Annotated in this window: 16 protein-coding genes, 3 rRNA genes and 1 pseudogene; 2 read left to right on the top strand and 18 right to left on the bottom strand. The window is 68.2% G+C overall.

Annotated elements, in window-relative coordinates:
• Positions 1 to 16 precede the first annotated feature (16 nt).
• The gene (locus OG823_RS22960; RefSeq protein WP_371481493.1) at positions 17 to 1,237 is read left to right on the top strand and encodes an ROK family protein; all 1,221 of its coding nucleotides are present in this window, start codon (positions 17 to 19) and stop codon (positions 1,235 to 1,237) included.
• 122 nt (positions 1,238 to 1,359) lie between these two features.
• A complete protein-coding gene (locus OG823_RS22955) occupies positions 1,360 to 2,694 on the top strand; it encodes an LLM class flavin-dependent oxidoreductase (protein ID WP_371481492.1) in 1,335 nt (444 codons plus the stop codon).
• A gap of 256 nt (positions 2,695 to 2,950) precedes the next feature.
• Here OG823_RS22955 and OG823_RS22950 read toward each other — a convergent pair whose 3' ends face one another.
• The 18 genes and pseudogenes from OG823_RS22950 to rpsO form a co-directional block, all read right to left on the bottom strand.
• Entirely contained in the window at positions 2,951 to 3,841 is an 891-nt protein-coding gene (locus tag OG823_RS22950) for a TauD/TfdA dioxygenase family protein (protein ID WP_371481491.1), read from the bottom strand.
• A gap of 271 nt (positions 3,842 to 4,112) precedes the next feature.
• Complete coding sequence (locus OG823_RS22945; protein ID WP_371481490.1) at positions 4,113 to 5,024, bottom strand: ABC transporter permease; 912 nt, start codon at positions 5,022 to 5,024, stop codon at positions 4,113 to 4,115.
• Positions 5,021 to 5,845: an ABC transporter ATP-binding protein gene (locus OG823_RS22940; protein ID WP_371481489.1), complete on the bottom strand. Its 825-nt coding sequence runs from the start codon at positions 5,843 to 5,845 to the stop codon at positions 5,021 to 5,023. Before OG823_RS22940 ends, OG823_RS22945 begins: the two co-directional genes overlap by 4 nt.
• Before the next feature lie 7 nt (positions 5,846 to 5,852).
• Positions 5,853 to 6,911 carry an ABC transporter substrate-binding protein gene (locus OG823_RS22935; protein ID WP_371481488.1) on the bottom strand — a complete coding sequence of 353 codons (1,059 nt, stop codon included), beginning with the start codon at positions 6,909 to 6,911 and terminating at the stop codon, positions 5,853 to 5,855.
• A gap of 412 nt (positions 6,912 to 7,323) precedes the next feature.
• A complete protein-coding gene (locus OG823_RS22930) occupies positions 7,324 to 8,406 on the bottom strand; it encodes a hypothetical protein (RefSeq protein WP_371481487.1) in 1,083 nt (360 codons plus the stop codon).
• Positions 8,399 to 9,178, bottom strand: a complete 780-nt coding sequence (locus tag OG823_RS22925) for a SigE family RNA polymerase sigma factor (protein ID WP_371481486.1) — start codon at positions 9,176 to 9,178, stop codon at positions 8,399 to 8,401. The genes OG823_RS22930 and OG823_RS22925 overlap by 8 nt, the downstream gene beginning before the upstream one ends.
• A gap of 138 nt (positions 9,179 to 9,316) precedes the next feature.
• Positions 9,317 to 9,433: ribosomal RNA gene (gene rrf / locus OG823_RS22920) — 5S ribosomal RNA — on the bottom strand.
• A gap of 90 nt (positions 9,434 to 9,523) precedes the next feature.
• Positions 9,524 to 12,644 (bottom strand): 23S ribosomal RNA (locus tag OG823_RS22915).
• A 289-nt stretch (positions 12,645 to 12,933) separates the two neighbouring features.
• Positions 12,934 to 14,457 (bottom strand): 16S ribosomal RNA (locus OG823_RS22910).
• The 16S, 23S and 5S rRNA genes sit together here, the layout of an rRNA operon.
• Before the next feature lie 462 nt (positions 14,458 to 14,919).
• The gene (locus OG823_RS22905; protein WP_371481485.1) at positions 14,920 to 16,605 is read right to left on the bottom strand and encodes a ribonuclease J; all 1,686 of its coding nucleotides are present in this window, start codon (positions 16,603 to 16,605) and stop codon (positions 14,920 to 14,922) included.
• Positions 16,606 to 16,775: 170 nt separating this feature from the next.
• Positions 16,776 to 17,675: a 4-hydroxy-tetrahydrodipicolinate synthase gene (gene dapA, locus OG823_RS22900; protein WP_371481484.1), complete on the bottom strand. Its 900-nt coding sequence runs from the start codon at positions 17,673 to 17,675 to the stop codon at positions 16,776 to 16,778.
• Positions 17,676 to 17,913: 238 nt separating this feature from the next.
• Entirely contained in the window at positions 17,914 to 18,921 is a 1,008-nt protein-coding gene (gene thyX, locus OG823_RS22895) for an FAD-dependent thymidylate synthase (protein WP_371484616.1), read from the bottom strand.
• A 348-nt stretch (positions 18,922 to 19,269) separates the two neighbouring features.
• Positions 19,270 to 19,554 (bottom strand): annotated as a pseudogene (locus OG823_RS22890) (FAD-dependent thymidylate synthase); the annotation flags it as partial.
• Between the two features lie 44 nt (positions 19,555 to 19,598).
• On the bottom strand, positions 19,599 to 20,060 hold the full coding sequence (locus OG823_RS22885) for a hypothetical protein (RefSeq protein ID WP_371481483.1): 462 nt from the start codon (positions 20,058 to 20,060) through the stop codon (positions 19,599 to 19,601).
• A 7-nt stretch (positions 20,061 to 20,067) separates the two neighbouring features.
• Entirely contained in the window at positions 20,068 to 20,814 is a 747-nt protein-coding gene (gene dapB / locus OG823_RS22880) for a 4-hydroxy-tetrahydrodipicolinate reductase (protein ID WP_371481482.1), read from the bottom strand.
• 74 nt (positions 20,815 to 20,888) lie between these two features.
• Entirely contained in the window at positions 20,889 to 22,241 is a 1,353-nt protein-coding gene (locus tag OG823_RS22875) for a M16 family metallopeptidase (protein WP_371481481.1), read from the bottom strand.
• A gap of 87 nt (positions 22,242 to 22,328) precedes the next feature.
• The gene (locus OG823_RS22870; RefSeq protein ID WP_371481480.1) at positions 22,329 to 24,536 is read right to left on the bottom strand and encodes a polyribonucleotide nucleotidyltransferase; all 2,208 of its coding nucleotides are present in this window, start codon (positions 24,534 to 24,536) and stop codon (positions 22,329 to 22,331) included.
• A 469-nt stretch (positions 24,537 to 25,005) separates the two neighbouring features.
• Complete coding sequence (rpsO, locus tag OG823_RS22865) at positions 25,006 to 25,296, bottom strand: 30S ribosomal protein S15 (RefSeq protein ID WP_371481479.1); 291 nt, start codon at positions 25,294 to 25,296, stop codon at positions 25,006 to 25,008.
• Positions 25,297 to 25,433 lie beyond the last annotated feature (137 nt).

The raw sequence follows: 25,433 nt of genomic DNA, 5'->3' as shown, positions 1-25,433 counted from the left end.
TGGGAGCATCGACCGCATGCTCTCCCTGGTCGCACCGCCCACGCACGGCAGGGGCCCGCTGCCCACGGAGGGCGGTGGGGCCGGCGCCGTACTCCGCTCCGTCCTGACCGGCGGCCCGCTGACCCGCAGCGCCGTCGGCCGGGCCACCGGCCTCAGCCCGGCAGCCGTCTCCCGGCACACCGCCGACCTCAGCGGCCTCGGGCTGCTGCGCGAACTCCCCCCGCCGGACGGCCCGCCCCGGGCCGGTCGCCCACGGCTGCCCCTCGACATCGACACCCGCCACCACCTCGCCTGCGGTGTGCACATCGGCGTGCCCTGGCTGACCTTCGCCCTGCTGGACCTGCGCGGACGGGTGGTCGCGCACGAGCGCCTCCCCCGGCGCGGCGACGCCGCCGCCGTGCTGGCCGCGATCCGGGCGTACCTGCCCGGCTTCCTGGCCCGCCGGGCCGGCGGGCACTCGCTGCTCGGCCTCGGTGTGGTCACCGGCGGCTGGGTGGACTCCGAGAGCGGCAGTGTCGTCGAGCACGGGCCGCTCGGCTGGCACGACGTCCCCGTCCGCGACTTCCTGGCCGGCGCCACCCGGTTGCCCGTGCACGTCGACAGCCACGCCCGGGCGCTGGCGCAGGCGGAGCTGCTGTTCGGCGCCGGCGGCGGTGCCACCGAACTCGTCCAGTTGTTCGTCGGCAACGTCGTCGACGCCGCCATCGCCACCGGCGGCAGCGTCCTGCGCGGGCGCCGCTCCCGGGCCGGCGACATCGGCCACCTCGCCGTGCCGGGCTCCACCGAGCGCTGCTCGTGCGGGCGCACCGGCTGCCTCCAGGCCACCGTCTCGGAGCGGACCTTCGCCCGCCGGGCACACGCCACGGGGCTGATCCGCGCACCCGAGTTCGACCTGCTGCTGGCCCTGGCCGGCGCCGGGGATCCAGCTGCGCTGCGACTGTTCGAGGAGCGGCTGCGGCTCGTCGCGCCCGCCGCCGGACTGCTGCTCGACGTCCTCAACCCCGAGGTCCTGGTGGTCAGCGAGGCCGGGCTGATGGTGGCCCCCGCGCTGCGCCCGTACCTGGCGGAGCAGATCCGGCTGCACTCCCACGCCGCACCCGAACAACTGGTCACCGCGACCGGATTCGGCGTCGAGGTGCTGGCGGTGGCCGCCTGCGCCGGGGTGCTCGACAGCGTCTACCAGCGGCCGATGGAGCTGCGCACCGCCGGCCGTTCGACCTCGCGGGTGCTGCGTTGAGGCCCCGTCAACGGCGCATTAATTCCATCGCCCGGTGAATCGTTGAAGCGCCGGAGGGCGGGCCGGAGAATCGGGGCATCCCCCTTCCACCACCCGCCTTCCGAGCCCCGGAGCGTACCGCCGTGCCCGAATCCTCCGCCGAGCGCCAACTCCACTTCAACCTCTTCCTGATGGGCGTCGGCCACCACGAGGCCGCCTGGCGCCACCCCCGCACCGACCCGTCGGCCGCCGGGGACATCGCGCACTTCCAGCGGCTCGCGCGGAGCGCCGAGGCCGCCTCCTTCGACTCGGTGTTCCTCGCCGACGGCGTCGAGGCCCGCTCCGACGGCGGCTGGGGCCTGATCAGCCACTTCGAACCGTTCACCCTGCTCACCGCGTTGGCCGCGGTGACCACGCGGATCGGCCTCATCGGCACCGTCTCCACCGGTTTCTCCGAGCCGTACAACCTGGCCCGCCAGTTCGCCTCGCTGGACCACATCAGCCGGGGCCGGGCAGGCTGGAACATCGTCACCTCCGCCGGTGACCGCGCCGCGCAGAACTTCAGCCGCGACGCCAACCAGGAACACGCCGTCCGGTACGAGCGCGCCGCCGAGTTCCTCGACGTGGTCACCGCGCTGTGGGACAGCTGGGAGGACGAGGCGCTGCTGCTGGACCGCGCGAGCGGGGCGTTCGCCGACCCGGCGCGGGTGCACGACATCGACCACGTCGGCAAGCACTTCCAGGTCCGCGGCCCGCTGAACATCCCGCGCAGCCCGCAGGGCCACCCGCTGCTCGTCCAGGCCGGCTCCTCCGACAGCGGCAAGGCGTTCGCGGCCCGCTGGGCGGAGGCCGTGTTCACCGCGCAGCAGACCCTGGCCGAGGGGCAGGCCTTCTACCGCGACCTCAAGCAGCGGGCCGCCGACGCCGGCCGCGACCCGGCGGGGGTGAAGATCCTGCCCGGCGTCGTCCCCGTGCTCGGGTCCACCGAGGCCGAGGCGCGGGCGCTGGACGAGGAGCTGGACGCCCTGATCAGCCCGGCCCGCGCGGTCGCCGTGCTCTCCACCGTCCTCGGTGTCGACCTCACCGACCACCCGCTGGACGAGCCCCTGCCGCCGCTGCCGCCGATCACCGAGATCAACGGCGCGAAGAGCCGCTTCGAACTGATCCGCGACCTCGCCGAACGCGACCGGCTGACCCTGCGCCAGCTGGTCGGCCGGCTCGGCGGCGGCCGCGGACACCAGGTCGTCGTCGGCACCCCCGAGCAACTCGCCGATCACATCGAGACCTGGTTCACCCGGGGCGCGGCCGACGGCTTCAACATCATGCCGCCGGTCCTGCCCGGCGGACTGGACGACTTCGTCGAGCAGGTGGTGCCGATCCTGCGCAGGCGCGGTCTCTTCCGCGAGGGCTACACCGGTCGCACCCTGCGCGAGCACTACGGCCTGCCCCGCCCGGTCGGGCGGTACGCCGGCGTCTGACGGGCGGGTACCGCGGCGGCGCCGCCACCCCGGAGCGTGGGCCCGGATCGCGCGAGCGGTCCGGGCCCACGCTCGCGTGCCCCGCCGGGCCCGGAGCCGCCCATGCCCTGCCCCGGAGTGCCGTCGGGAGCCCCTGGGGAGCCGGTGGTCGGGCCAGGGGCCCGGCCCGGCCATCGGCACGGCGCCCGGCGGGGCGCGCGAAGGGCCCGCCCGGCCGTCCTGCGCCCGGGCGGGCCCCTCACCGCAAGTCAGATCGTCAGGGCGTGTAGTGCGAGGCGTCGTCGCCTTCGAGAACGTAGCTGGGCTCCCCCGTGACACCCACCGGGATGTCGCCGGCGACGGTGACGCGGTGCAGGCGTCGGGGCAGGTCGTCGTAGTCGTCCGGCGCGTAGTGCTGGGTGGCGCGGTTGTCGAACAGCACCACGTCCCCGAGCTCCCAGCGCCAGCGGACCACGTTCTCCGGCCGGGTCACGTACGCCTGGAGGCTGCGCAGCAGGTCGTGCGACTCGGCGCTCGGCAGGCCGACGATCGACTGTGCGAAACCGCCGATGAACAGCCCGCGCTCGCCGCTCTCCGGGTGCACCCGGACCACCGGGTGGGCGGTGCGGTAGGTGCGCGCGGTGAACACCCGGCGGCGCTCCTGGTCGGCCGCGTCGAGCTCCTTGCCCTGGGCGTAGTCGTAGTCGTTGGTGTGCACGGCCCAGAGCCGGTCGGCGAACTCGCGCAGCTGCTCCGGCAGATCGCGGTAGGCGCTCTGGGTGTTGGCGATCAGGGTGTTGCCCCCGTACGGCGGGACGATCAGGCTGCGCAGGGTGCTGGCCTTGGGCGGTGTGCGGACGAAGGTGACGTCGGTGTGCCAGCGATTGGCCCGCCCGCCGTCCTCGCTGTCCACCGCCAGCACGTTGGGCTGACCGTCCAGCGACGGGACGGTCGGGTGGGCGGTCGTGAGGGTGCCGAAGTTGGCGGCGAACCGGGTCTGGCCGTCGTCGTCGAGCTGCTGGCCGCGGAAGAAGAGCGCCTTGTGCTCCACCAGTGCGGCGTTGAGCTGTTCGACGGTCTCGCGGTCGAGCTCGGCGGCGGTGTCGACGCCGAGGATCTCGGCGCCGATCCGGCCGCCGACCTTGCGGATCTCGAAGGTGCTGGTCATCGGAGTTCCCTTCAGGCTTTGGACGTTGAGTACGGGGCAGCGGTGGGTGCTGGATGTCGGGACCCGGGACGTCGGGTGCTGGATGTCGGGACCCGGGACGTCGGGTGCTGGGACGTCGGGACCCGGGACGTCGGGTGCTGGGACGTCGGGGACGGGGCGTCGGGGAGGGGACGGGAGTCAGGGGGCGTCGGTGAGCGGGTCGACGGCGGGACGGTCGTCGGGCGGGCGGAGTTCGGCCGGGCGGGCCGCGCGGCCGGCCCCGCCTCGCCGCTCAACTGCCCAGCGGGGCACGCCAGGCGGTGAACCTACGCTCCAACGCGACCAGCAACTGGTTGAAGAGCAGCCCGATGACGGAGATGGTCACGATGCCCGCGTACATCTGCGGGATCGCGAAGTTGTACTGCGAGGCGTTGATCAGATAGCCGAGCCCGGCCTTCGCCCCCACCATCTCCGCGGCGACCAGCACCAGGATCGACACCGCTCCGGCGAGCCGGACGCCGGTGAAGACCACCGGAACCGAAGCGGGCAGAATCACCTTCTGGAACAGCCTGGGCGCGGAGAGGTCCAGCGAGCGGGCGAGCCGGATCAGCGTCGGATCCACGCTGCGTACCGCGCTGATGGTGTTCAGCAGGATCGGCCAGAGGCAGGCGTACAGCACGATCGAGATCTTGGACGTCTCGCCGATACCGAGGATCAGTACGAACACCGGGAGCAGAGCGAGCGCCGCCGTGTTGCGGAACAGTTCCAGCAACGGGCTGAGCAGGTTGGCGACCGGGCGGTACCAGCCGATCAGCAGGCCCAGCGGCACTCCGATCACCACCGCCAGGCCGAAGCCCGCGAGCGAACGGGTCAGGCTGGCCACGGTGTTGTCGGCCAGCTGGCCGTTCTGCAGCAGCCCGTACCAGGCCGCCAGGACTTCACTGAACGGTGGCAGAAACGTACGGTCCACCAGATCGAAGCGCGGAGCGAGCTCCCAGAGCGCCAGCAGCGCGAGGATCGCCACGCTCTTGGTGGCGCCGCTGAGCAGGAGCCCGGGCAGGCGTCGCAGCGCTCCCGGCCGCCGGGGCCCCTCGGATGCCTCGGACCGCTCGGCCGGCGTGAGCCGCGGGGCGGGGGCCGGTCGGGACGCGCTGCGGGGTGCCCGCTCGGCGACCGCCGGGCGCGGGTTCAGGTCGGTGCTCATACGTGGCTGACCTCTCGTTCCAACTGCTGTGCACGGCTGACCTCGTCGTGCAGCAGGCTCCAGATCCGGCGTCGGTAGTTCGCGAACTCGGGGCTGGACCGGAGGTCCTGGCCCGCCGCCCGCTCACCCAGATCGATCGGCACCACCTCCTTGACCCGGCCGGGCCGTGAGGTGAGCACCGCGACCCGGCCGCCGAGGTAGACCGCCTCCTCGATGCCGTGGGTGATGAACACGACGGTCTTGCCGGTGCGCTGCCAGATCCGCAGCAGCTCGTCCTGGAGCGACTCGCGGGTCTGCGCGTCGAGGGCGGCGAACGGCTCGTCCATCAGCAGGACGTCCGGGTCGTACGCCAGGCTGCGGGCGATCGCCACCCGCTGCTTCATCCCACCGGACAGCTCGTGCGGGTGGCGGTCCTCGAAGCCGGTGAGACCGACCAGGTCGAGGTACTCCCTTGCCCTGGCCGCCCGTTGCCGCCGGGGCACGCCGGTGGCCTCCAGCCCGAACTCGACGTTGCCCTGTGCCGTGCGCCACGGCAGCAGCGCGTACTGCTGGAAGACGATGCTGCGGTCGACACCCGGCCCGGTCACCGGGCGGCCGTCGAGCAGGATCTCACCCGAGGTCGGCGCCGTCAGGCCCCCGAGCAGGTCCAGCAGGGTGGACTTGCCGCATCCGCTCGGGCCGACCACGGCCAGGAACTCACCCTTCGCGACGTCGAGTTCGACGGCGTCGAGGGCGGTGAACTCGGAGGCGCGACGGCCTCCCGCCCGCCCCCGGACCGGGAAGGTCTTGGTGACCTTGCGAAAACTGATGTGCGCGGTCATCGGGTACTCAACTCCTCACGGCGCTCGGGGAGACGGCCGGATAGCCGTTGAACCGGTTGGTGTAGAGGTCGGCGGCCTTGACCTGACCGGCCTTGATGTCACCGTGTGCGGTCAGCCAGTCGATCCAGAGCTGGAAGGTTCCGTCCGTGATCCGGCCACCGGGCTCGGCGACGCCGAAGGACTTCCAGTACTGGAGCGCAGCGACGTCCTCGTTCCGACCGCGCCGCTTGATGATCTCCGCACTGCGCGCGATCACCTCCTCCCGCGGCGACGACCTGGCCCACTCGATCGCCTTCGCGACTCCCGTCACAAAGACCCTCGCCGTGTTCGGGTTCTGCTTGAGGAAGCGGTTCGTCAGCACGTACGTGCCGGCGCTGAAGGCGCCCAGCAGGTCGAAGTCGCTGAACAGCGGCCTGATCCCGCCGGCCGCCAGAGCCTTGTCCCGGAGGACGCCGCCGAGCGAGGCGACCTCTATCTGCTTCTGCCGCAACGACTGCTCGGTGTTGACCGGTGGCACCACGATCCGCTCGACCCGGCCCAACTCCCCCGCGGCAAAGCCGTTGCGCTGGAGGTAGGTGTCGAGCACCGCTTCGACGTGGGCGCCGAGGGTGTTCATCCCGACCTTCTTGCCGATCAGGTCCCGGGCCGAGCGGATCGGGCTGTCCTCCAGCACGTAGTAGCCGTTGAAGGAGGCGGCGTCGACGCCGTAGTAGCTGATCGCCGCCTTCACCGGCGCCCCGGCCGAGATCAGCTTGACCACCGCACCGTTGAACGCCCCGCCGAAGTCCGTCTGCCCGGTCGCGGCCGACTGGATGTCCTGCGGGCCGCTGACGGTGTTGCCGACCCACTCCAGCCTCACATCACCGAAGTAGCCCAGATCCTCTGCGAGTTCGGGCAGTGTCACCTGCCCGACCCAGCCCTGGTAACGAAGCTTCTTCGTCTCGGCCCCACCACCTTCGGCGGCCGTCGCCCGGCCGCAGGCGGCGGCCGCCGCCCCGATGGCGGCCAACGCCAGGAACTGGCGTCGGGAGCTGGGCCGGAGTACCGGCCTTGAAGTCACGGGCATGCGAGATCCTTTGCGGGGTCGGCAGGGTACGCCGACGGGGACGGGCAGGTGACTGCCCGTCGCGCGGCGAGGCGGGTGCCGGAAGGGCCGGAGGTGGACGGAAACACCCGGCGGCGGAACCGGGGCGGGGGCCGGGGGCCGGGTACGCCGGCACGGCCGGACGCGACGGCCGAGCCGATGGCGACGACCGGGCCGGCCGTGGTGGCGGGGGCCGGCTTCAGGCCGACAGGTGAGAGATGCGCGTCAGCGCGAAGGAGCGCCGGTCAGTGGCAGACAGCACAGATGGCGCTCGCGTGCCGTCGCAGATCGACGTGCAGGCGGCCCACAAGGCGCTCGAATTGGCTCACGCCCCAAAGCCTGGCAGCCGGACCGGGCCGGGTCAACGAAACTTCACCTGGCGGAAGAAACCCCCTCAGCGGCCGGGCGCGGTGCTCTGCGCCGTACACGCTGCCACGGCCGCGGGCGACAGGGCCGGGGACGCGGAGGCTCCCGGCGCGGCCGCGAGCAGGGAGCGAAGGTCGGCCGCCGCCCGGTAGAACTCCGGCAGGACGAGCGCCTGCGGCGACTGCGGCAGCTGCCGACCACTCGACGGCGTGGCCGTCGAGACAGCGAGGCGGTGCACGGCCATGGCCACCAGCCGGACGCCGACCTGCTGCACCGTGATCTCCTCGACGGCGACCCGGCCGAACTCGTCCAGCACGGCGGCCACGTCCGCCGAGCACGCCAGGGCGGTCACGCCCACGGGCCCGAACCCGCAGTCCGTCGGCGCTCGCAGACGGGCGGCCGCGTCGGCGGCCTCCTGCCGGGACGCGAACACCAGCACGTACTCCGCCGCGCTGGCCCCGTAGCCGCTGACATCCGAGAAGGACCGCTCCAGCAGGCTGACGGCACCGACCGAACCCGCGACGCGTCCCAGGCACGTGGTCGGCCGCGTGTCGACGCCGCCGGGACCGGCGGATGCGGCGCCGGTGGTGGCCGTGGCGGCGGCGGTGTCGGTGGCGGCGGCGGTGGCGGAGTCGGTGGTGGCCGTGGCGGCGGCCGACCCGTGCGCACCCGTCACGCCGGTCAGCAGCCAGGGGCCGTAGCTGCCCTCGGCGATCGGCAGGTTCCCGACCGGAAGCAGCAGGTCGGCGTCGTCGGGGGCCGCCGCCGGCGGCGAACCGGGCCCGGCCGCCACGACCGGGCCGGGCAGGGGGATCTCCGCGGCGATCCGCTGATCCTTGCCGTGGCCCCCCGCCGCCCCCTCGCCGACCGGCGGCAGCAGGCCCCGCGCACTCCACAGGGCCAGTGCCGCGATCACGCAACCGGCACCCAGCACGGCCCCCCGTCGTCGCCTGCGCCGGCCGACCGTTCTTCGGACCATCCGGGCCGTGAAGGGCGGCTGCACCGTGGTCGTCACCTCATCACGCAGGGTCTCGAAGCGGTGTTCGAGCCTCGCCGTGGTGATACCGGTCCGACCGGGCTCGTCCAGCCGGCTCCGCGTCCTCTCACGCATGCGCGGTCAGCTCCGTCAGCTCCCTGGCGAGCGTGTCCGCGGGACCGGCCGGCATCGTCGCACCGCTGCCCTCGTCACCGTCCCCAACCGGCCCGGGCTCCACCTCGGCGCCGGGCGGACTCTCCGGACGGGTCCGCGGCAGGGAGCCGGGCCCGAGGTCGGGAGCGGCCGTGTTGTTCGCACGGACGCCGACGGGCCTGCGACCCGAAGCCTGGACGGGGACGGGGACGGGGACGGGGACGGGGACGGTGCTCGGCTGCGTGGGCACCGGCTCCGGAACTCTCGCGGGCTCCTCGCCGAGCAGGACCGCCAGGGCCTGCCGGCCCCGGTGCAGCCGCGCTTTGACGGTACCCACCGCGACACCGCCCTCCGCCGCGATCTCCGCCACCGACCGGCCGCCCATGTGGTGCAGCACCAGTGCGGACCGCTGCGCCTCCGGCAACCGCCGCAACGCATCGACCAGGGCGACGGTGTCCGGCCCCGGACCGGCGACCGGCGCCACCGGACCGTGCCGGACCCAGCTGCGCACCGCCGTGCGGGCCCGCCGCCAGCGACTGATCGCCACCCGCTGACCGGTGAGCCGGACCCAGGCGACCGGGTTGTCGTGGGTGCTGACCTGATGCCACCTGTCCCAGGCCCGGATGAACGCCTCCTGGGCCGCGTCCTGGGCCTCCCCCAGGTCACCGGTCAACGCATAGAGGTGCGCGACGAGCTGACCGTACGAAGCCTCGTAGAACGCGTCGAAGTCGGCGGCTGCGCCGTCCCCTCCCATGCCTGTGCCCCCTTGCCGCCCCCGGGAATGGTCTCCACCACTCGACGGCCAGTCTGTCCCCCACCCCGGGCATCGAGCAAGTTCCGGACATGCGAAAAGGCCCCGCCAGTTACCCGGCGGGGCCTTTCCTGAATGATTGTTCGGCGGCGTCCTACTCTCCCACAGGGTCCCCCCTGCAGTACCATCGGCGCTGTGAGGCTTAGCTTCCGGGTTCGGAATGTAACCGGGCGTTTCCCTCACGCTATGACCACCGAAACACTATGAAACTGTCACCGCACCGCTCTCCCCGTGGCCCGGGAAAAACGGGGTCGTTGTTTCAGAACAACACAGTGGACGCGAGCAACTGAGGACAAGCCCTCGGCCTATTAGTACCGGTCAGCTCCACCCCTTACAGGGCTTCCACATCCGGCCTATCAACCCAGTCGTCTACTGGGAGCCTTACCCTCTCAAGGAGGTGGGAATACTCATCTCGAAGCAGGCTTCCCGCTTAGATGCTTTCAGCGGTTATCCCTCCCGAACGTAGCCAACCAGCCATGCCCTTGGCAGGACAACTGGCACACCAGAGGTTCGTCCGTCCCGGTCCTCTCGTACTAGGGACAGCCCTTCTCAATATTCCTACGCGCACAGCGGATAGGGACCGAACTGTCTCACGACGTTCTAAACCCAGCTCGCGTACCGCTTTAATGGGCGAACAGCCCAACCCTTGGGACCTACTCCAGCCCCAGGATGCGACGAGCCGACATCGAGGTGCCAAACCATCCCGTCGATATGGACTCTTGGGGAAGATCAGCCTGTTATCCCCGGGGTACCTTTTATCCGTTGAGCGACGGCGCTTCCACAAGCCACCGCCGGATCACTAGTCCCTGCTTTCGCACCTGCTCGACCCGTCGGTCTCACAGTCAAGCTCCCTTGTGCACTTACACTCAACACCTGATTGCCAACCAGGCTGAGGGAACCTTTGGGCGCCTCCGTTACTCTTTAGGAGGCAACCGCCCCAGTTAAACTACCCACCAGACACTGTCCCTGATCCGGATCACGGACCCAGGTTAGACATCCAGCACGACCAGAGTGGTATTTCAACGTCGACTCCACAACCACTGGCGTGGCCGCTTCAAAGTCTCCCACCTATCCTACACAAGCCGAACCGAACACCAATATCAAGCTATAGTAAAGGTCCCGGGGTCTTTCCGTCCTGCTGCGCGAAACGAGCATCTTTACTCGTAATGCAATTTCACCGGGCCTATGGTTGAGACAGTCGAGAAGTCGTTACGCCATTCGTGCAGGTCGGAACTTACCCGACAAGGAATTTCGCTACCTTAGGATGGTTATAGTTACCACCGCCGTTTACTGGCGCTTAAGTTCTCAGCTTCGCCGAGACGAATCTCGACTAACCGGTCCCCTTAACGTTCCAGCACCGGGCAGGCGTCAGTCCGTATACATCGCCTTACGGCTTCGCACGGACCTGTGTTTTTAGTAAACAGTCGCTTCTCGCTGGTCTCTGCGGCCGGCCCCAGCTCAGAGTGCAAGACTCATCACCAGTTCCGGCCCCCTTCTCCCGAAGTTACGGGGGCATTTTGCCGAGTTCCTTAACCATAGTTCACCCGAACGCCTCGGTATTCTCTACCTGACCACCTGAGTCGGTTTGGGGTACGGGCCGCCATGAAACTCGCTAGAGGCTTTTCTCGACAGCATAGGATCATCCACTTCACCACAATCGGCTCGGCATCAGGTCTCAGCCTCAATGAGTGACGGATTTGCCTATCACTCGGCCTACACCCTTACCCCGGGACAACCACCGCCCGGGCTGGACTACCTTCCTGCGTCACCCCATCGCTCACCTACTACCCTGTTGGGTCAGCGGCTCCACCACGTCCCTTTGTCCGAAGACTCCGGGCCGGCTTCACGGCTTTAGCATTCAGAGGTTCGACGTTGGCGCTTCAAAGCGGGTACGGGAATATCAACCCGTTGTCCATCGACTACGCCTGTCGGCCTCGCCTTAGGTCCCGACTTACCCTGGGCAGATCAGCTTGACCCAGGAACCCTTGGTCAATCGGCGCAAGAGTTTCTCACTCTTGTATCGCTACTCATGCCTGCATTCTCACTCGTGTCCCGTCCACAACTGGATTCCTCCGCTGCTTCACCCGGAACACGACGCTCCCCTACCCATCACAGCAGGCGTTGGCCCTATAGCTGCAATGACACGACTTCGGTGGTGTGCTTGAGCCCCGCTACATTGTCGGCGCGGAATCACTTGACCAGTGAGCTATTACGCACTCTTTCAAGGGTGGCTGCTTCTAAGCCAACCTCCTGGTTGTCTCTGCGACTCCACATCCTTTCCCACTTAGCACACGCTTAGGGACCTTAGTCGGTGTTCTGGGCTGTTTCCCTCTCGACCATGGAGCTTATCCCCCACAGTCTCACTGCCACGCTCTCACTTACCGGCATTCGGAGTTTGGCTAAGGTCAGTAACCCGTTGAGGCCCATCGCCTATCCAGTGCTCTACCTCCGGCAAGAAACACGTGACGCTGCACCTAAATGCATTTCGGGGAGAACCAGCTATCACGGAGTTTGATTGGCCTTTCACCCCTAACCACAGGTCATCCCCCAGGTTTTCAACCCTGGTGGGTTCGGTCCTCCACGAAGTCTTACCTCCGCTTCAACCTGCCCATGGCTAGATCACTCCGCTTCGGGTCTTGGGCATGCAACTCAAACGCCCTATTCGGACTCGCTTTCGCTACGGCTACCCCACACGGGTTAACCTCGCTACACACCGCAAACTCGCAGGCTCATTCTTCAAAAGGCACGCAGTCACGAGACACACAGCAAGCTGCACATCCGACGCTCCCACGGCTTGTAGGCACACGGTTTCAGGTACTATTTCACTCCGCTCCCGCGGTACTTTTCACCATTCCCTCACGGTACTATCCGCTATCGGTCACCAGGGAATATTTAGGCTTAGCGGGTGGTCCCGCCAGATTCACACGGAATTTCTCGGGCTCCGTGCTACTTGGGAGAAGCTCAAGTGAGCCGCTGATGTTTCGTCTACGGGGGTCTTACCCTCTACGCCGGACCTTTCGCATGTCCTTCGACTACACCAACGGTTTCTGACTCACCCAGCCGCCGGCAGACGACTGAAGAACTTTCCCACGACCCCTACTACGCAACCCCTGCCGGGTATCACACGTAACAGGTTTAGCCTCATCCGGTTTCGCTCGCCACTACTCCCGGAATCACGGTTGTTTTCTCTTCCTGCGGGTACTGAGATGTTTCACTTCCCCGCGTTCCCTCCACATACCCTATGTGTTCAGGTATGGGTGACAGCCCATGACGACTGCCGGGTTTCCCCATTCGGAAACCCCCGGATCAAAGCCTGGTTGACGGCTCCCCGGGGACTATCGTGGCCTCCCACGTCCTTCATCGGTTCCTGGTGCCAAGGCATCCACCGTGCGCCCTTAAAAACTTGGCCACAGATGCTCGCGTCCACTGTGCAGTTCTCAAACAACGACCAGTCACCCACCATCAAACCCTCCATAAGGAAGGTCATCAAGTAGGACCGGCACTGAAGCAACGACCATCACGGCCGTTCCCTCAGGACCCAACAACGTGCCCGCCACGACCCAACCCCACCGGATGCTTTCCACGCGCCGAAGCGCAGTACTCGCGGTCGATGAGACCGAACCGTGCCGAATAGTCAACGTTCCACCCATGAGCAACCGTGTGAGACATTCGCTCACATCCGGCTATGTGCTCCTTAGAAAGGAGGTGATCCAGCCGCACCTTCCGGTACGGCTACCTTGTTACGACTTCGTCCCAATCGCTGGTCCCACCTTCGACGGCTCCTCCCCTTACGGGTTAGGCCACCGGCTTCGGGTGTTACCGACTTTCGTGACGTGACGGGCGGTGTGTACAAGGCCCGGGAACGTATTCACCGCAGCATGCTGATCTGCGATTACTAGCAACTCCAACTTCATGGGGTCGAGTTGCAGACCCCAATCCGAACTGAGGCCGGCTTTTTGGGATTCGCTCCGCCTCGCGGCATCGCAGCCCTTTGTACCGACCATTGTAGCACGTGTGCAGCCCAAGACATAAGGGGCATGATGATTTGACGTCGTCCCCACCTTCCTCCGAGTTGACCCCGGCAGTCTCCTGTGAGTCCCCATCACCCCGAAAGGCATGCTGGCAACACAGAACAAGGGTTGCGCTCGTTGCGGGACTTAACCCAACATCTCACGACACGAGCTGACGACAACCATGCACCACCTGTATACCGACCACAAGGGGGCGACCATCTCTGGCCGTTTCCGGTATATGTCAAGCCTTGGTAAGGTTCTTCGCGTTGCGTCGAATTAAGCCACATGCTCCGCTGCTTGTGCGGGCCCCCGTCAATTCCTTTGAGTTTTAGCCTTGCGGCCGTACTCCCCAGGCGGGGAACTTAATGCGTTAGCTGCGGCACCGACGACGTGGAATGTCGCCAACACCTAGTTCCCAACGTTTACGGCGTGGACTACCAGGGTATCTAATCCTGTTCGCTCCCCACGCTTTCGCTCCTCAGCGTCAGTAATGGCCCAGAGATCCGCCTTCGCCACCGGTGTTCCTCCTGATATCTGCGCATTTCACCGCTACACCAGGAATTCCGATCTCCCCTACCACACTCTAGCCTGCCCGTATCGAATGCAGACCCGGGGTTAAGCCCCGGGCTTTCACATCCGACGCGACAGGCCGCCTACGAGCTCTTTACGCCCAATAATTCCGGACAACGCTCGCACCCTACGTATTACCGCGGCTGCTGGCACGTAGTTAGCCGGTGCTTCTTCTGCAGGTACCGTCACTTGCGCTTCTTCCCTGCTGAAAGAGGTTTACAACCCGAAGGCCGTCATCCCTCACGCGGCGTCGCTGCATCAGGCTTTCGCCCATTGTGCAATATTCCCCACTGCTGCCTCCCGTAGGAGTCTGGGCCGTGTCTCAGTCCCAGTGTGGCCGGTCGCCCTCTCAGGCCGGCTACCCGTCGTCGCCTTGGTAGGCCATTACCCCACCAACAAGCTGATAGGCCGCGGGCTCATCCTGCACCGCCGGAGCTTTACACCAACCCCCATGCGGAGGAAGGTCATATCCGGTATTAGACCCCGTTTCCAGGGCTTGTCCCAGAGTGCAGGGCAGATTGCCCACGTGTTACTCACCCGTTCGCCACTGATCCACCCCGAAGGGCTTCACCGTTCGACTTGCATGTGTTAAGCACGCCGCCAGCGTTCGTCCTGAGCCAGGATCAAACTCTCCGTGAATGTCTGCTCGTAATCGAGCGGCCACCCGCGTTGAGCGGCGCGGCGACCCCCGGAATAGGGAAGTCCCGCGCACTGCGTCCTCGCTAGTGTTTTGTTACCAAAGGAATCTCCAACCCGGATCGAACGACCCGGGCCGGGGATGTCAACATATCTGGCGTTGACTTTTGGCACGCTGTTGAGTTCTCAAGGAACGGACACTTCCTTCGAGCCGCTCACACGGTCTCTCCGGGCGCTTCGTTCTTTCGTGTTTCAAGCTTATCAGACGTTTTCCGCTCCGTTTTCCGGAGCTTCGTTTATCCGATGCGCTCTGGCCTTTCGGCGCTCCCGAACTCTAGCAGAGTTTCTCGGGCTGCTTTTCCCGCCTGAATTCGAACCTGAATCCGAATGCATCTGGGAGAAGCCGGCTGCCACTGGGGCAACCCGGAGAACACTACGCTCCGGGTTGCCCCAGGTCAAACCGGGTCAGACCTCGACGACGACCGGGATGATCATCGGCCGGCGACGGTAGTTGTCCGCCACCCACTTGCCGACGACCCGGCGCACGAGCTGCTGGATCTGGCGGACCTCGAGGACGCCGTCGTTGGCCGACCGCGACAGGCCCTCCTGCAGCTTGGCGACGACCGGCACGAAGGCGTTGTCGTCGATGCCGGAGCCACGTGCCTGGACGGTCGGGCCGCTCACGATCTTGCCGCTGCTGGAGTCCACCACGACGAAGACCGAGATGAAGCCCTCCTCGCCGAGGATCCGGCGGTCCTTGAGCGAGGCCTCGGTGATGTCACCGACGGACGAGCCGTCGACGTAGACGTACCCGGCCTGGACCTTGCCGACGATCCGGGCGACGCCCTTCTCCAGGTCGACCACCACGCCGTCCTCGGCGATGACCGTGCGCTCCTTCGGGATGCCGGTCTTGATGCCGAGGTCGGCACAGGCCCGCAGGTGGCGCCACTCGCCGTGGACCGGCATCAGGTTCTTCGGCTTGCAGATGTTGAAGAAGTACAGCAGCTCGCCGGCCGAGGCGTGGCCCGAGACGTGCACCTTGGCGTTGCCCTTGTGGACGACGTTGGCGCCCCATCGGGTGAGGCCGTTGATGACGCGGTAGATCGCGGTCTCGTTGCCCGGAATGAGCGAGGACGCCATGATCACGGTGTCGCCCTCGACGATCCGGATCTGGTGGTCGCGGTTGGCCATCCGGGAGAGGGCCGCCATCGGCTCGCCCTGTGAACCGGTACAGACCAGCACGACGTTCTTGTCCGGGAGGTCGTCCAGCGTCTTCACGTCGACGATCAGGTTGCCCGGGACCTTCAGGTAGCCGAGGTCGCGGGCGATGCCCATGTTGCGGACCATCGAGCGGCCGACGAAGGCGACCTTGCGCTTGTACTCGTGCGCGGCGTCCAGCACCTGCTGGATGCGGTGCACGTGGCTGGCGAACGAGGCGACGATGATGCGCTTGTCGGCGTTGGCGAACACGGTCCGCAGGGCGGCCGAGATGTCGCGCTCGTGCGGGATGAAGCCGGGGACCTCGGCGTTGGTGGAGTCCACCAGCAGGAGGTCGATGCCCTCCTCCGCCAGCTTGGCGAAGGCCGGCAGGTCGGTGAGGCGGCCGTCGAGCGGCAGCTGGTCCATCTTGAAGTCACCGGTGGCGACGACCATGCCCGCGGGGGTGCGGACGGCGACGGCCAGGGCGTCCGGGATGGAGTGGTTGACCGCGATGAACTCGCAGTCGAAGGGGCCGATGCGCTCGCGCTCGCCCTCCTTGACCTCCAGCACGTACGGCCGGATCCGGTGCTCGGCGAGCTTGGCCTCGATCAGCGCGAGGGTGAGCTTGGAGCCGATCAGCGGGATGTCCGGGTTCTCCCGGAGCAGGAACGGCACGGCGCCGATGTGGTCCTCGTGCCCGTGGGTCAGGACGATGCCGTCGATCTTGCCGAGGCGGTCCCGGATGGAGCTGAAGTCCGGCAGGATCAGGTCCACGCCGGGCTGCTCGGCCTCGGGGAAGAGGACGCCGCAGTCGATGATGAGCAGACGGCCGTTGTACTCCAGGACCGTCATGTTGCGGCCGATCTCGCCGAGACCGCCGAGCGGGGTGACGCGCAGTGCGCCCTCCTTCAGTGCGGGGGGCGCGCCGAGTTCGGGGTGCGGGTGGCTCAAAAGACTCTCCTTACGACGCACGCCATATGCCCGGGGTCCTCCCCTGGGGACATATGGCGTGCGTACTCAGTGTCGGTTTCCTACTAGGTTGTGGTGCTCTCGCGCCGTCATCCGGTCCAGCGGCGAGTCCACGGGGACTCGGCGAGCCGGGGCACGCACGTCTGTGTCTGCTACAGGTGTACCCCGCCGGCGGCGAGATCCTCCTTCAAACGGGCAATCTCCTCCGGAGTCGCCGCGATCAGCGGCAGCCTCAGAGGTCCTGCGGGCAGGCCCGACAGATCGAGGGCCGCCTTGGTCAGGATGACACCCTGGGTACGGAACATACCGCTGAAGATCGGCAACAGGCTCTGGTGGACGGCGATGGCCTTGGCGGTGTCGCCGGCCAGGAAGGCGTCCACCATCGTCCGCAGCTCCGGTGCGACCACGTGGCCCACCACGCTGACCAGGCCGACCGCGCCGACCGAGAGCAGCGGCAGGTTCAGGATGTCGTCGCCGGAGTACCAGGCGAGGCCGGAGCGCGCGATCGCCCAGGAGGCGGCGCCCAGATCGCCCTTGGCGTCCTTGTTCGCGACGATCCTCGGGTGCTCGCCGAGCCGGACCAGCGTCTCGTGGCTCAGCGCCACCCCGCTGCGGCCCGGGATGTCGTAGAGCATCACCGGAAGGCCGGTGGCGTCCGCGATGTGCACGGTGTGCCGGTGGAGCCCCTCCTGCGGGGGCTTGCTGTAGTACGGGGTGACGACCAGCAGGCCGCTCGCGCCGGCGGCCTCGGCCTGCCGGGCCAGCTCCGCGCTGTGGTGGGTGTCGTTGGTGCCGACGCCGGCCACCACGTGCGCCCTGTCCCCGACCGCCTCCACCACGGCGCGCACCAGCTGGGCCTTCTCGGCGTCGCTGGTGGTCGGCGACTCGCCGGTGGTGCCGTTGACGACGAGGCCGTCGTTGCCGGAGTCGACGAGGTGCGCGGCGAGGCGCTGCGCGCCGTCGAGGTCGAGACCGCCGTCGGCGGTGAACGGGGTCACCATCGCGGTCAGGACCCGGCCGAAGGGTGTCTGGGGGGTGGAGGTCGGAGCCATGCGTCCAAAACTACTCGTAGGCGGCAGGGGGGTACCCATGCCGGTCCAGGGTTCGGACAGGTGTGACATACGTGTGACAGGCGCAAGGGCCTTCCGGCCGGCTACGCGATGGGATTCCGGTGCTGCATGCTCGGGGGTTCATGCAGCACCGGAATCCTTGCTCCGAGCCTAGGGAGCGGCCGGAAAAGCCGCAATCCAGACATTGGAAGCAATCCGCCCATATGCCTATCGTCCCAGGTCAGGGAGCGACTCGGCCGTGCGCGTTGAAGGCCGCATGGGTGAGCGGCATGAGCTTGGCCCACTCCGCCTCCATCTTCTCGGCGACCATCTCGATCTCCCGCTGCGGGAAGGACGGCACGGTGGCCCGCTCGTCCTTGGTCCGCAGCGACAGGAAGTGCATCAGCGAGCGCGCGTTGCAGGTCGCGTACATCGAGGAGAACAGGCCGACCGGCAGGACCGCCCGGGCCACCTCGCGGGCGACGCCGGCCGCCAGCATCGCCTGGTACTGCTCGTACGACTGCCGGTAGGAGGCCTCCATGGCCTCGGTGACGACCTTGTGCTGCTCGGGCGTGCCCTCGACGAACTCGTACTTGCCCGGGCGGCCCTGCTGGACCAGCCTGCGCTCCCCGCCCGGCACGTAGAAGACCGGCTGCAGCTCGCGGTAGCGGCCGGACTCCTCGTTGTACGAGTTGTGGACGACGATTCCGTCGGCGAGGAAATTGTGCCAGGGCCCCTCGACCGCGAGGTCGTAGGTCATCTCCTCGCCGTCGTCCACGACCGAGACCACGAGGTCGGCCTTGGCCAGTGCGACCTTTCCACCCCGCTCGGCGAGTCCCTGCTCGGTCGCGCCCTTCTCGGCACGGCACGGCTCACAGGCCGGAGCGAGGTTCTCCTCGTCGAGTGCCCGGCCCAGATCGAGAGACACCGGGACGACGTGGTCGAGCTCCAGCGCCTCGCGCGGAAACGTCCGGGAACACAGGTAGCAGAGGTCGAGCTCGTCGATCAGCCGCTTGCGCTGCATCGAGGTCCAGACCCCGATGCCCCGACGCAGGCTCGGCGGCACCAGCGCCTCCGACGGCCGCACGGCGGTACCGCCCGACATCACCGAATCGCCCACCGCGAGTTCGCCGGCCTTGCGCCAGCCGTCCGGGGTGAGGATCGCGTGGTCCCGGCTGCAACGGAGCTGCTTGCCACTCGCCGTCGTCAACCGGATCAGCTGCTTGACGCCGGACTCCATGACGTCCACGATCGGGGCGCGCCGGGCGACGAGGGTCCGCTCGTCGAAACAGCGCACATGGCTGCGCCGCACCGAGTCGGGCTTCCTGGTCCGCTTCGCGGGGTGAAGCTCACGGAACGCCGCAACGGCCGCCTCGGCCGCGTCCCGGGTCTCATGGAGGCCCAGACGGTGCTGCTCGCCGCGATGCTTGACCTGAGCACGCCATTTCTCGGACTTCTTGTGCCAGGTGACGCCGTCCTCGGCGGGCAGCGTGTCCTCGGCCCCGACATGCCACAGCTGGTAGAGATCCTTGATCGTCCGCCGCTCGGGCGAACCGTCCTTGCCCTGCAGGGTGATCTCGGTGTCACCCGCCAGGCACCAGCCGCTGCGGTGGCGGTGGAACTCGCGGAAGACGAAGATCGGCGCACTGACGAGGAAGGTCATCGAGTTGTGCTCGAAGGGCGTACCGTGCCGGTCCCGCATCAGGAAGTTGATCAGGCCCCTGGACTTCTCCGGGTCCTGCCCGACGGCCTCGATCGACTGCTCTCCCGCGGTCGAGACCCGGGCCGCCCAGATGACGTCCGAATCGACCGCGGCGCTGCGGACCAGCTCCACCGAGACGTCGTTGCGGAACTGCGGGTCGGTACCCACTTCGTCGCTCACGCGGGATTCCTCCTGATGTTCATGGCTTGGTGACGGCCGACAGCCTAGCCCGCGACCGGGGCGGCGGCCGACGAGGCGTGCAGGCGGATGGCGTGCTGCATGGTCCTGCGGGCCCTGGGGGTGTCCCCGGCGTCCGCGTAGGCGACGGCGAGGCGGAACCACACCCGCCAGTCCCCCGGGGCGGTCTCGGCCTCCGCCTGGCGGCGGGCGAAGACCTCGTCCGCCGAGGCGCGGTCGATCCGGCCGCCGGGCGTACGGCGCAGCTCGTCCACCGGCAGGCCGCCCTCGGCCTCCAGTTCGCGGGCCAACCGCTCGCCGGCCCGGCCGAAGCGGACGGTCTGGCGCAGGAACCAGACGCCGATCGCCGGGATGACGAAGGCGCAGACACCGAGGCCGATGCCGAGCACCTTGCCGGTGGCGATCAGCTGGATCCCCTCGCCGACGCAGATCACGGCGACGAACAGCAGGGCGGCGCCGAGCAGGAAGAAACCGGTACGGGAGGTCATACGGTGCTCACAGGTCCAGGAAGTGTTCGAGGCCGAGGGTCAGCCCGGGCGTCTGCACCACCCTGCGCACGCCGAGCAGGATGCCCGGCATGAAGCAGCTGTGGTGCAGTGAGTCGTGCCGGATGGTCAGCGTCTCGCCGCTGTCACCGAGCAGGATCTCCTGGTGGGCCAGCAGGCCGCGCAGGCGCACCGAGTGGACGGGGACGCCGTCCACGTCCGCGCCGCGGGCGCCCGGCAGGCCGTGCGTGGTCGCGTCGGACTGCCGGGGCAGGCCGGCCGCGTCCCGGGCGGCGGCGATCAGCTGCGCGGTGCGGGTGGCGGTGCCGGAGGGCGCGTCCGCCTTGTGGCTGTGGTGCAGCTCGACGACCTCGACGCTTTCGAAGTACTTCGCCGCCTGCTGGGCGAACTGCATGGACAGCACGGCGCCGATGGAGAAGTTCGGCGCGATCAGCAGGCCCGTCCCGGGGGCCGCGTCCAGCCAGCCGCCGACCGTTGCCAGCCGCTCGTCCGTCCAGCCGGTGGTGCCGGTGACCACGTGGATGCCGTTCTCCAGGCAGTACCGGAGGTTGGCCATCACCGCGTCGGGGTGGGTCAGCTCGACCACGACCTGGGCGTCCGCCTCGGTCAGGGACTCCAGCTTGGAGCGGCTGTTCAGGGTGGCGACCAGGTCGAGGTCGGGTGCGGCCTCGACGGCCTTCACCGCCTCCGAGCCGATCCGGCCGGTGGCACCGATCACGGCGACGCGCAGCGTCATCTCAGGGGTCCTCTCAAACGCACGGAACGGGCGGGCGGAACGGACGAGCGGGCGGAGCGGTTCGGGCGAGTGGTTCAGGCGAGCAGGTCGGTGAGCTTGGCGGTGCGCCTGTCGGTGATCGGGCCGATCAGCGCGAGCGAGGGCCGGTGGGCGCCCAACACATCCCGCGCGACCGCGTGGACGTCCTCCAGGGTCACCGAGGCGATCTTCGCCAGCATCTCGTCCACCGAGAGGTGGTGGCCGTAGCTCAGCTCGGCCTTGCCGATCCGGTTCATCAGCGAACCGGTGTCCTCCATGCCGAGCACGGTGGAGCCGGAGATCTGGCCGATCGCCCGGCGCAGCTCCTCCTCGGTGATGCCCTCCTCGACGACCTTGGCGAGCTCCTGGCGGCAGATGTCGAGCACCTGCTCGACCCGCTTCGGCTGGCAGCCGGCGTAGATGCCGAACAGGCCGCTGTCGGAGTAGGAGGAGGAGTACGAGTAGACCGAGTACGCCAGGCCCCGCTTCTCCCGGACCTCCTGGAACAGCCGCGAACTCATGCCCCCGCCGAGGACGGCGTTGAGCACGCCGAGCGCCCAGCGGCGTTCGTCGTGGCGCGGCACACCGGGGACGCCGAGGACGAGGTGGGCCTGCTCGGTGGGGCGGTTCATCACCTCGACCCGGCCGGCCGTGCGCAGCGCCTTGACGCCGCGGCGGGCCTCGGCCGGGGCCGCCTCGGACTTGGCCAGGACGGCGGCGAAAGCCTGCTCGACCTGCTTGACGACCTTGCGGTGGTCCAGGTTGCCGGCCGCCGCCACCACCAGGTGCTCGGGCTTGTAGCGGCGGTGGAAGAAGTTCGCGATCTGGTCCCGGGAGAGGCCCTTCACCGTCTCCTGGGTGCCGAGGATCGGACGGCCGAGGGGGCCGGTGCCGTAGATCACCTTGGCGAAGAGGTCGTGCACGACGTCGCCCGGGTCGTCCTCGGCCATCGCCATCTCCTCCAGGATGACGCCGCGCTCGGCCTCGACGTCCTCGGGCAGGATCAGCGATCCGGTGAGCATGTCGCAGACCACGTCGATGGCGAGCGGCAGATCGGTGTCGAGCACCCGCGCGTAGTAGCAGGTGTTCTCCTTCGCGGTGAAGGCGTTCATCTCACCGCCGACCGCGTCCAGGGCGGAGGAGATCTCCAGGGCGCTGCGGCGCTCGGTGCCCTTGAAGAGCAGGTGCTCCAGGTAGTGGGTGGCGCCGTTGAGCACCGGGGTCTCGTCCCGGGAGCCGACCCCGACCCAGATGCCGAAGGTGGCGGAGCGCACCGTCGGAAGGGTCTCGGTGACGACCCGCAGGCCACCGGGAAGGACGGTACGGCGTACCGTGCCGGCTCCGTCGGTGCCCTTGAGCAGGGTGCGGGTGGTACCGGGGCGCTGCTTCGCCGCCGAGGCCTGGGCCACGAATGTTCCTCTCGAGCAATGACAACAGGGTGCGGCCCGCACGCTCCGAGTCCGGAGTGTGCGGGCCGCGGTGGAGCTAGGGGCGCGTCACTCCGACGCTGCCTCGCCGCCCTCTTCGCCCTCGACGACCGGGATCAGCGAGAGCTTGCCGCGCGGGTCGATCTCGGCGATCTCGACCTGGACCTTGGCGCCGACGGCCAGCACGTCCTCGACGTTCTCCACGCGCTTGCCACCGGCGAGCTTGCGGATCTGCGAGATGTGCAGCAGGCCGTCCTTGCCCGGCATGAGCGAAACGAACGCGCCGAACGTCGTGGTCTTCACCACGGTGCCCAGGTAGCGCTCGCCGACCTCCGGCATGGTCGGGTTGGCGATCTGGTTGATCGTCGTACGGGCAGCCTCCGCCGAGGGACCGTCGATGGCACCGATGTAGATGGTGCCGTCGTCCTCGATGGTGATGTCCGCGCCGGTGTCCTCCTGGATCTGGTTGATCATCTTGCCCTTCGGGCCGATGACCTCGCCGATCTTGTCCACCGGGATCTTGATGGTGATGATGCGCGGCGCGTTCGGCGACATCTCGTCGGGCGCGTCGATGGCCTCGTTCATCACATCGAGGATGTGCAGACGGGCGTCCTTGGCCTGCTTGAGCGCGGCGGCCAGGACGGAGGCCGGGATGCCGTTCAGCTTGGTGTCCAGCTGGAGGGCGGTGATGAAGTTGCGGGTACCGGCGACCTTGAAGTCCATGTCGCCGTAAGCGTCCTCCGCGCCCAGGATGTCGGTCAGCGCGACGTAGTGCGTCTCACCGTCGATCTCCTGCGAGATGAGGCCCATGGCGATACCGGCGACGGCGGCCTTGAGCGGCACACCGGCGTTCAGCAGCGACATGGTGGAGGCGCAGACCGAGCCCATCGAGGTGGAGCCGTTGGAGCTCAGCGCCTCGGAGACCTGGCGGATCGCGTAGGGGAACTCCTCGCGGGTCGGCAGCACGGGGATGATCGCCCGCTCCGCCAGCGCACCGTGGCCGATCTCGCGGCGCTTGGGCGAACCCACGCGGCCGGTCTCGCCGACCGAGTACGGCGGGAAGTTGTAGTTGTGCATGTAGCGGCGACGCGTCTCCGGGGAGAGCGTGTCGAGCTGCTGCTCCATGCGCAGCATGTTGAGGGTGGTGACGCCCAGGATCTGGGTCTCGCCACGCTCGAACAGGGCCGAGCCGTGCACGCGCGGGATGGCCTCGACCTCGGCGGCCAGCGTACGGATGTCCGTCACGCCGCGGCCGTCGATGCGGACCTTGTCCTTGATGACGCGCTCGCGCACGACCTTCTTGGTCAGCGCGTTGTACGCGGCGCTGATCTCCTTCTCGCGACCCTCGAACTCCGGCAGGAGCTTCTCGGCGGCGATCGCCTTGACGCGGTCCAGCTCGTTGTTGCGCTCCTGCTTGCCGGCGATGGTCAGCGCCTGGGCCAGCTCGTCCTTGACCGCGTTGGTCAGGGCGGCGAAGACGTCCTCCTGGTAGTCCAGGAAGACCGGGAACTCGCCGGTGGGCTTGGCGGCCTGGGCGGCCAGCTGCGACTGCGCGGCGCAGAGGATCTTGATGAACGGCTTCGCGGCGTCCAGACCGGCGGCCACGACGTCCTCGGTCGGCGCGTCGGCGCCGCCCTCGACGAGCTTGATCGTCTTGTCGGTGGCCTCGGCCTCGACCATCATGATCGCGACGTCGCCGTCGGCCAGCGTGCGGCCGGCCACCACCATGTCGAAGACGGCGTCCTCGAGCTCGCTGTGGGTCGGGAAGGCCACCCACTGGCCCTTGATCAGCGCGACGCGGACGCCACCGATCGGGCCGGAGAACGGCAGGCCCGCGAGCTGGGTGGACGCCGAGGCGGCGTTGATGGCCACCACGTCGTACAGGTGGTCGGGGTTGAGCGCCATCACGGTGACGACGACCTGGATCTCGTTGCGCAGGCCCTTGACGAAGGACGGGCGCAGCGGGCGGTCGATCAGACGGCAGGTGAGGATGGCGTCCTCGGACGGCCGGCCCTCACGACGGAAGAACGAGCCGGGGATACGGCCCGCGGCGTACATCCGCTCCTCGACGTCCACGGTCAGCGGGAAGAAGTCGAAGTGCTCCTTCGGCTGCTTGGACGCGCTGGTCGCCGACAGCACCATGGTGTCGTCGTCGAGGTAGGCGACGGCGGAGCCGGCGGCCTGACGGGCCAGACGGCCGGTCTCGAAGCGGATGGTACGGGTGCCGAAGGAACCGTTGTCGATGACGGCCTCGGCGTAGAACACGTTCTCTTCCACCTGGAAGATCTCCTCTTTCGTACGTTCTCCGGGAGAGCGCCCCTGCGCTTGCCTGCCTAGGGCCCCGGCTCTCTTTCACAGAGAAGGCAGTCGGGCCGGTCTTCGATCGAAGCCTCCGGGTCGTCCACTCGTGGGACTCCCGGCGGCCACTACCGAGGACCGGCGCCTCTCGGCTGCCAGGCCTGGTCGGCGGTCGCGGCTGGACGCTCTCCCGGATGCGGGCGGCTTCCGTTTGAAGCCTTCGTCCCGCGAGGGTCGGGCTGCTGCCCGGGCGGCGCTCCGTTTGCGCCATCACCCGGCATGCCCATAACCCTACGGTGCAATCCTCGGCCACCCCGGGAGGTGGACGCGAGTTGTCGTGCGCCGCCCAGTACGGGCGGCCTGCGCGTGGTCCTGCGCCGCCCTGCAGCGGGCGGCATACGCACAAGGGGCGGCTCCCCGGTGTGGGGAGCCGCCCCGAGCGGCGGTCCTAGCGGGCGCCGCCGGCGGCACCGCGACGGATGCCGAGACGGTCGACGAGCGTACGGAAACGCTCGATGTCCTTCTTGGCCAGGTACTGCAGCAGGCGACGACGCTGACCGACGAGGATCAGCAGGCCACGACGCGAGTGGTGGTCGTGCTTGTGCAGCTTGAGGTGCTCGGTCAGGTCCGAGATACGACGGGAAAGCATGGCGACCTGGACCTCGGGGGAGCCGGTGTCGCCCTCCTTCTGGCCGAAATCGGCGAAGATCTGCTTCTTGACAGCGGCGTCGAGAGCCACAGCAACTCCTTCAAGGTGTCCGAGTGATCCTGGTCTACGGCACAGGATCTTGAGAGGACTCGGTGTCGTACAGCGGGCGCGGCCGCGGTTCACCCGGACTGTGCCAGGGCGCACGGCTGCGCTCAATGGCCAAGCGT

Source organism: Kitasatospora sp. NBC_00315, from assembly GCF_041435095.1.
Lineage (GTDB): Bacteria > Actinomycetota > Actinomycetes > Streptomycetales > Streptomycetaceae > Kitasatospora.
The sequence above is the reverse complement of the archived record's forward strand: the minus strand, read 5'-3'. Positions and strand labels throughout refer to the sequence as shown.

Excerpts from the sequence above, each read along its gene's own strand:
- OG823_RS22935 (WP_371481488.1), bottom strand. The coding sequence starts at position 6,911 with ATGCCCGTGACTTCAAGGCCGGTACTCCGGCCCAGCTCCCGACGCCAG.
- OG823_RS22885 (WP_371481483.1), bottom strand. The coding sequence starts at position 20,060 with ATGACCTCCCGTACCGGTTTCTTCCTGCTCGGCGCCGCCCTGCTGTTC.
- OG823_RS22950 (WP_371481491.1), bottom strand. The coding sequence starts at position 3,841 with ATGACCAGCACCTTCGAGATCCGCAAGGTCGGCGGCCGGATCGGCGCC.
- OG823_RS22930 (WP_371481487.1), bottom strand. The coding sequence starts at position 8,406 with ATGCGTGAGAGGACGCGGAGCCGGCTGGACGAGCCCGGTCGGACCGGT.
- OG823_RS22945 (WP_371481490.1), bottom strand. The coding sequence starts at position 5,024 with ATGAGCACCGACCTGAACCCGCGCCCGGCGGTCGCCGAGCGGGCACCC.
- dapA (WP_371481484.1), bottom strand. The coding sequence starts at position 17,675 with ATGGCTCCGACCTCCACCCCCCAGACACCCTTCGGCCGGGTCCTGACC.
- OG823_RS22960 (WP_371481493.1), top strand. The coding sequence starts at position 17 with ATGCTCTCCCTGGTCGCACCGCCCACGCACGGCAGGGGCCCGCTGCCC.
- OG823_RS22925 (WP_371481486.1), bottom strand. The coding sequence starts at position 9,178 with ATGGGAGGGGACGGCGCAGCCGCCGACTTCGACGCGTTCTACGAGGCT.
- dapB (WP_371481482.1), bottom strand. The coding sequence starts at position 20,814 with ATGACGCTGCGCGTCGCCGTGATCGGTGCCACCGGCCGGATCGGCTCG.
- OG823_RS22940 (WP_371481489.1), bottom strand. The coding sequence starts at position 5,845 with ATGACCGCGCACATCAGTTTTCGCAAGGTCACCAAGACCTTCCCGGTC.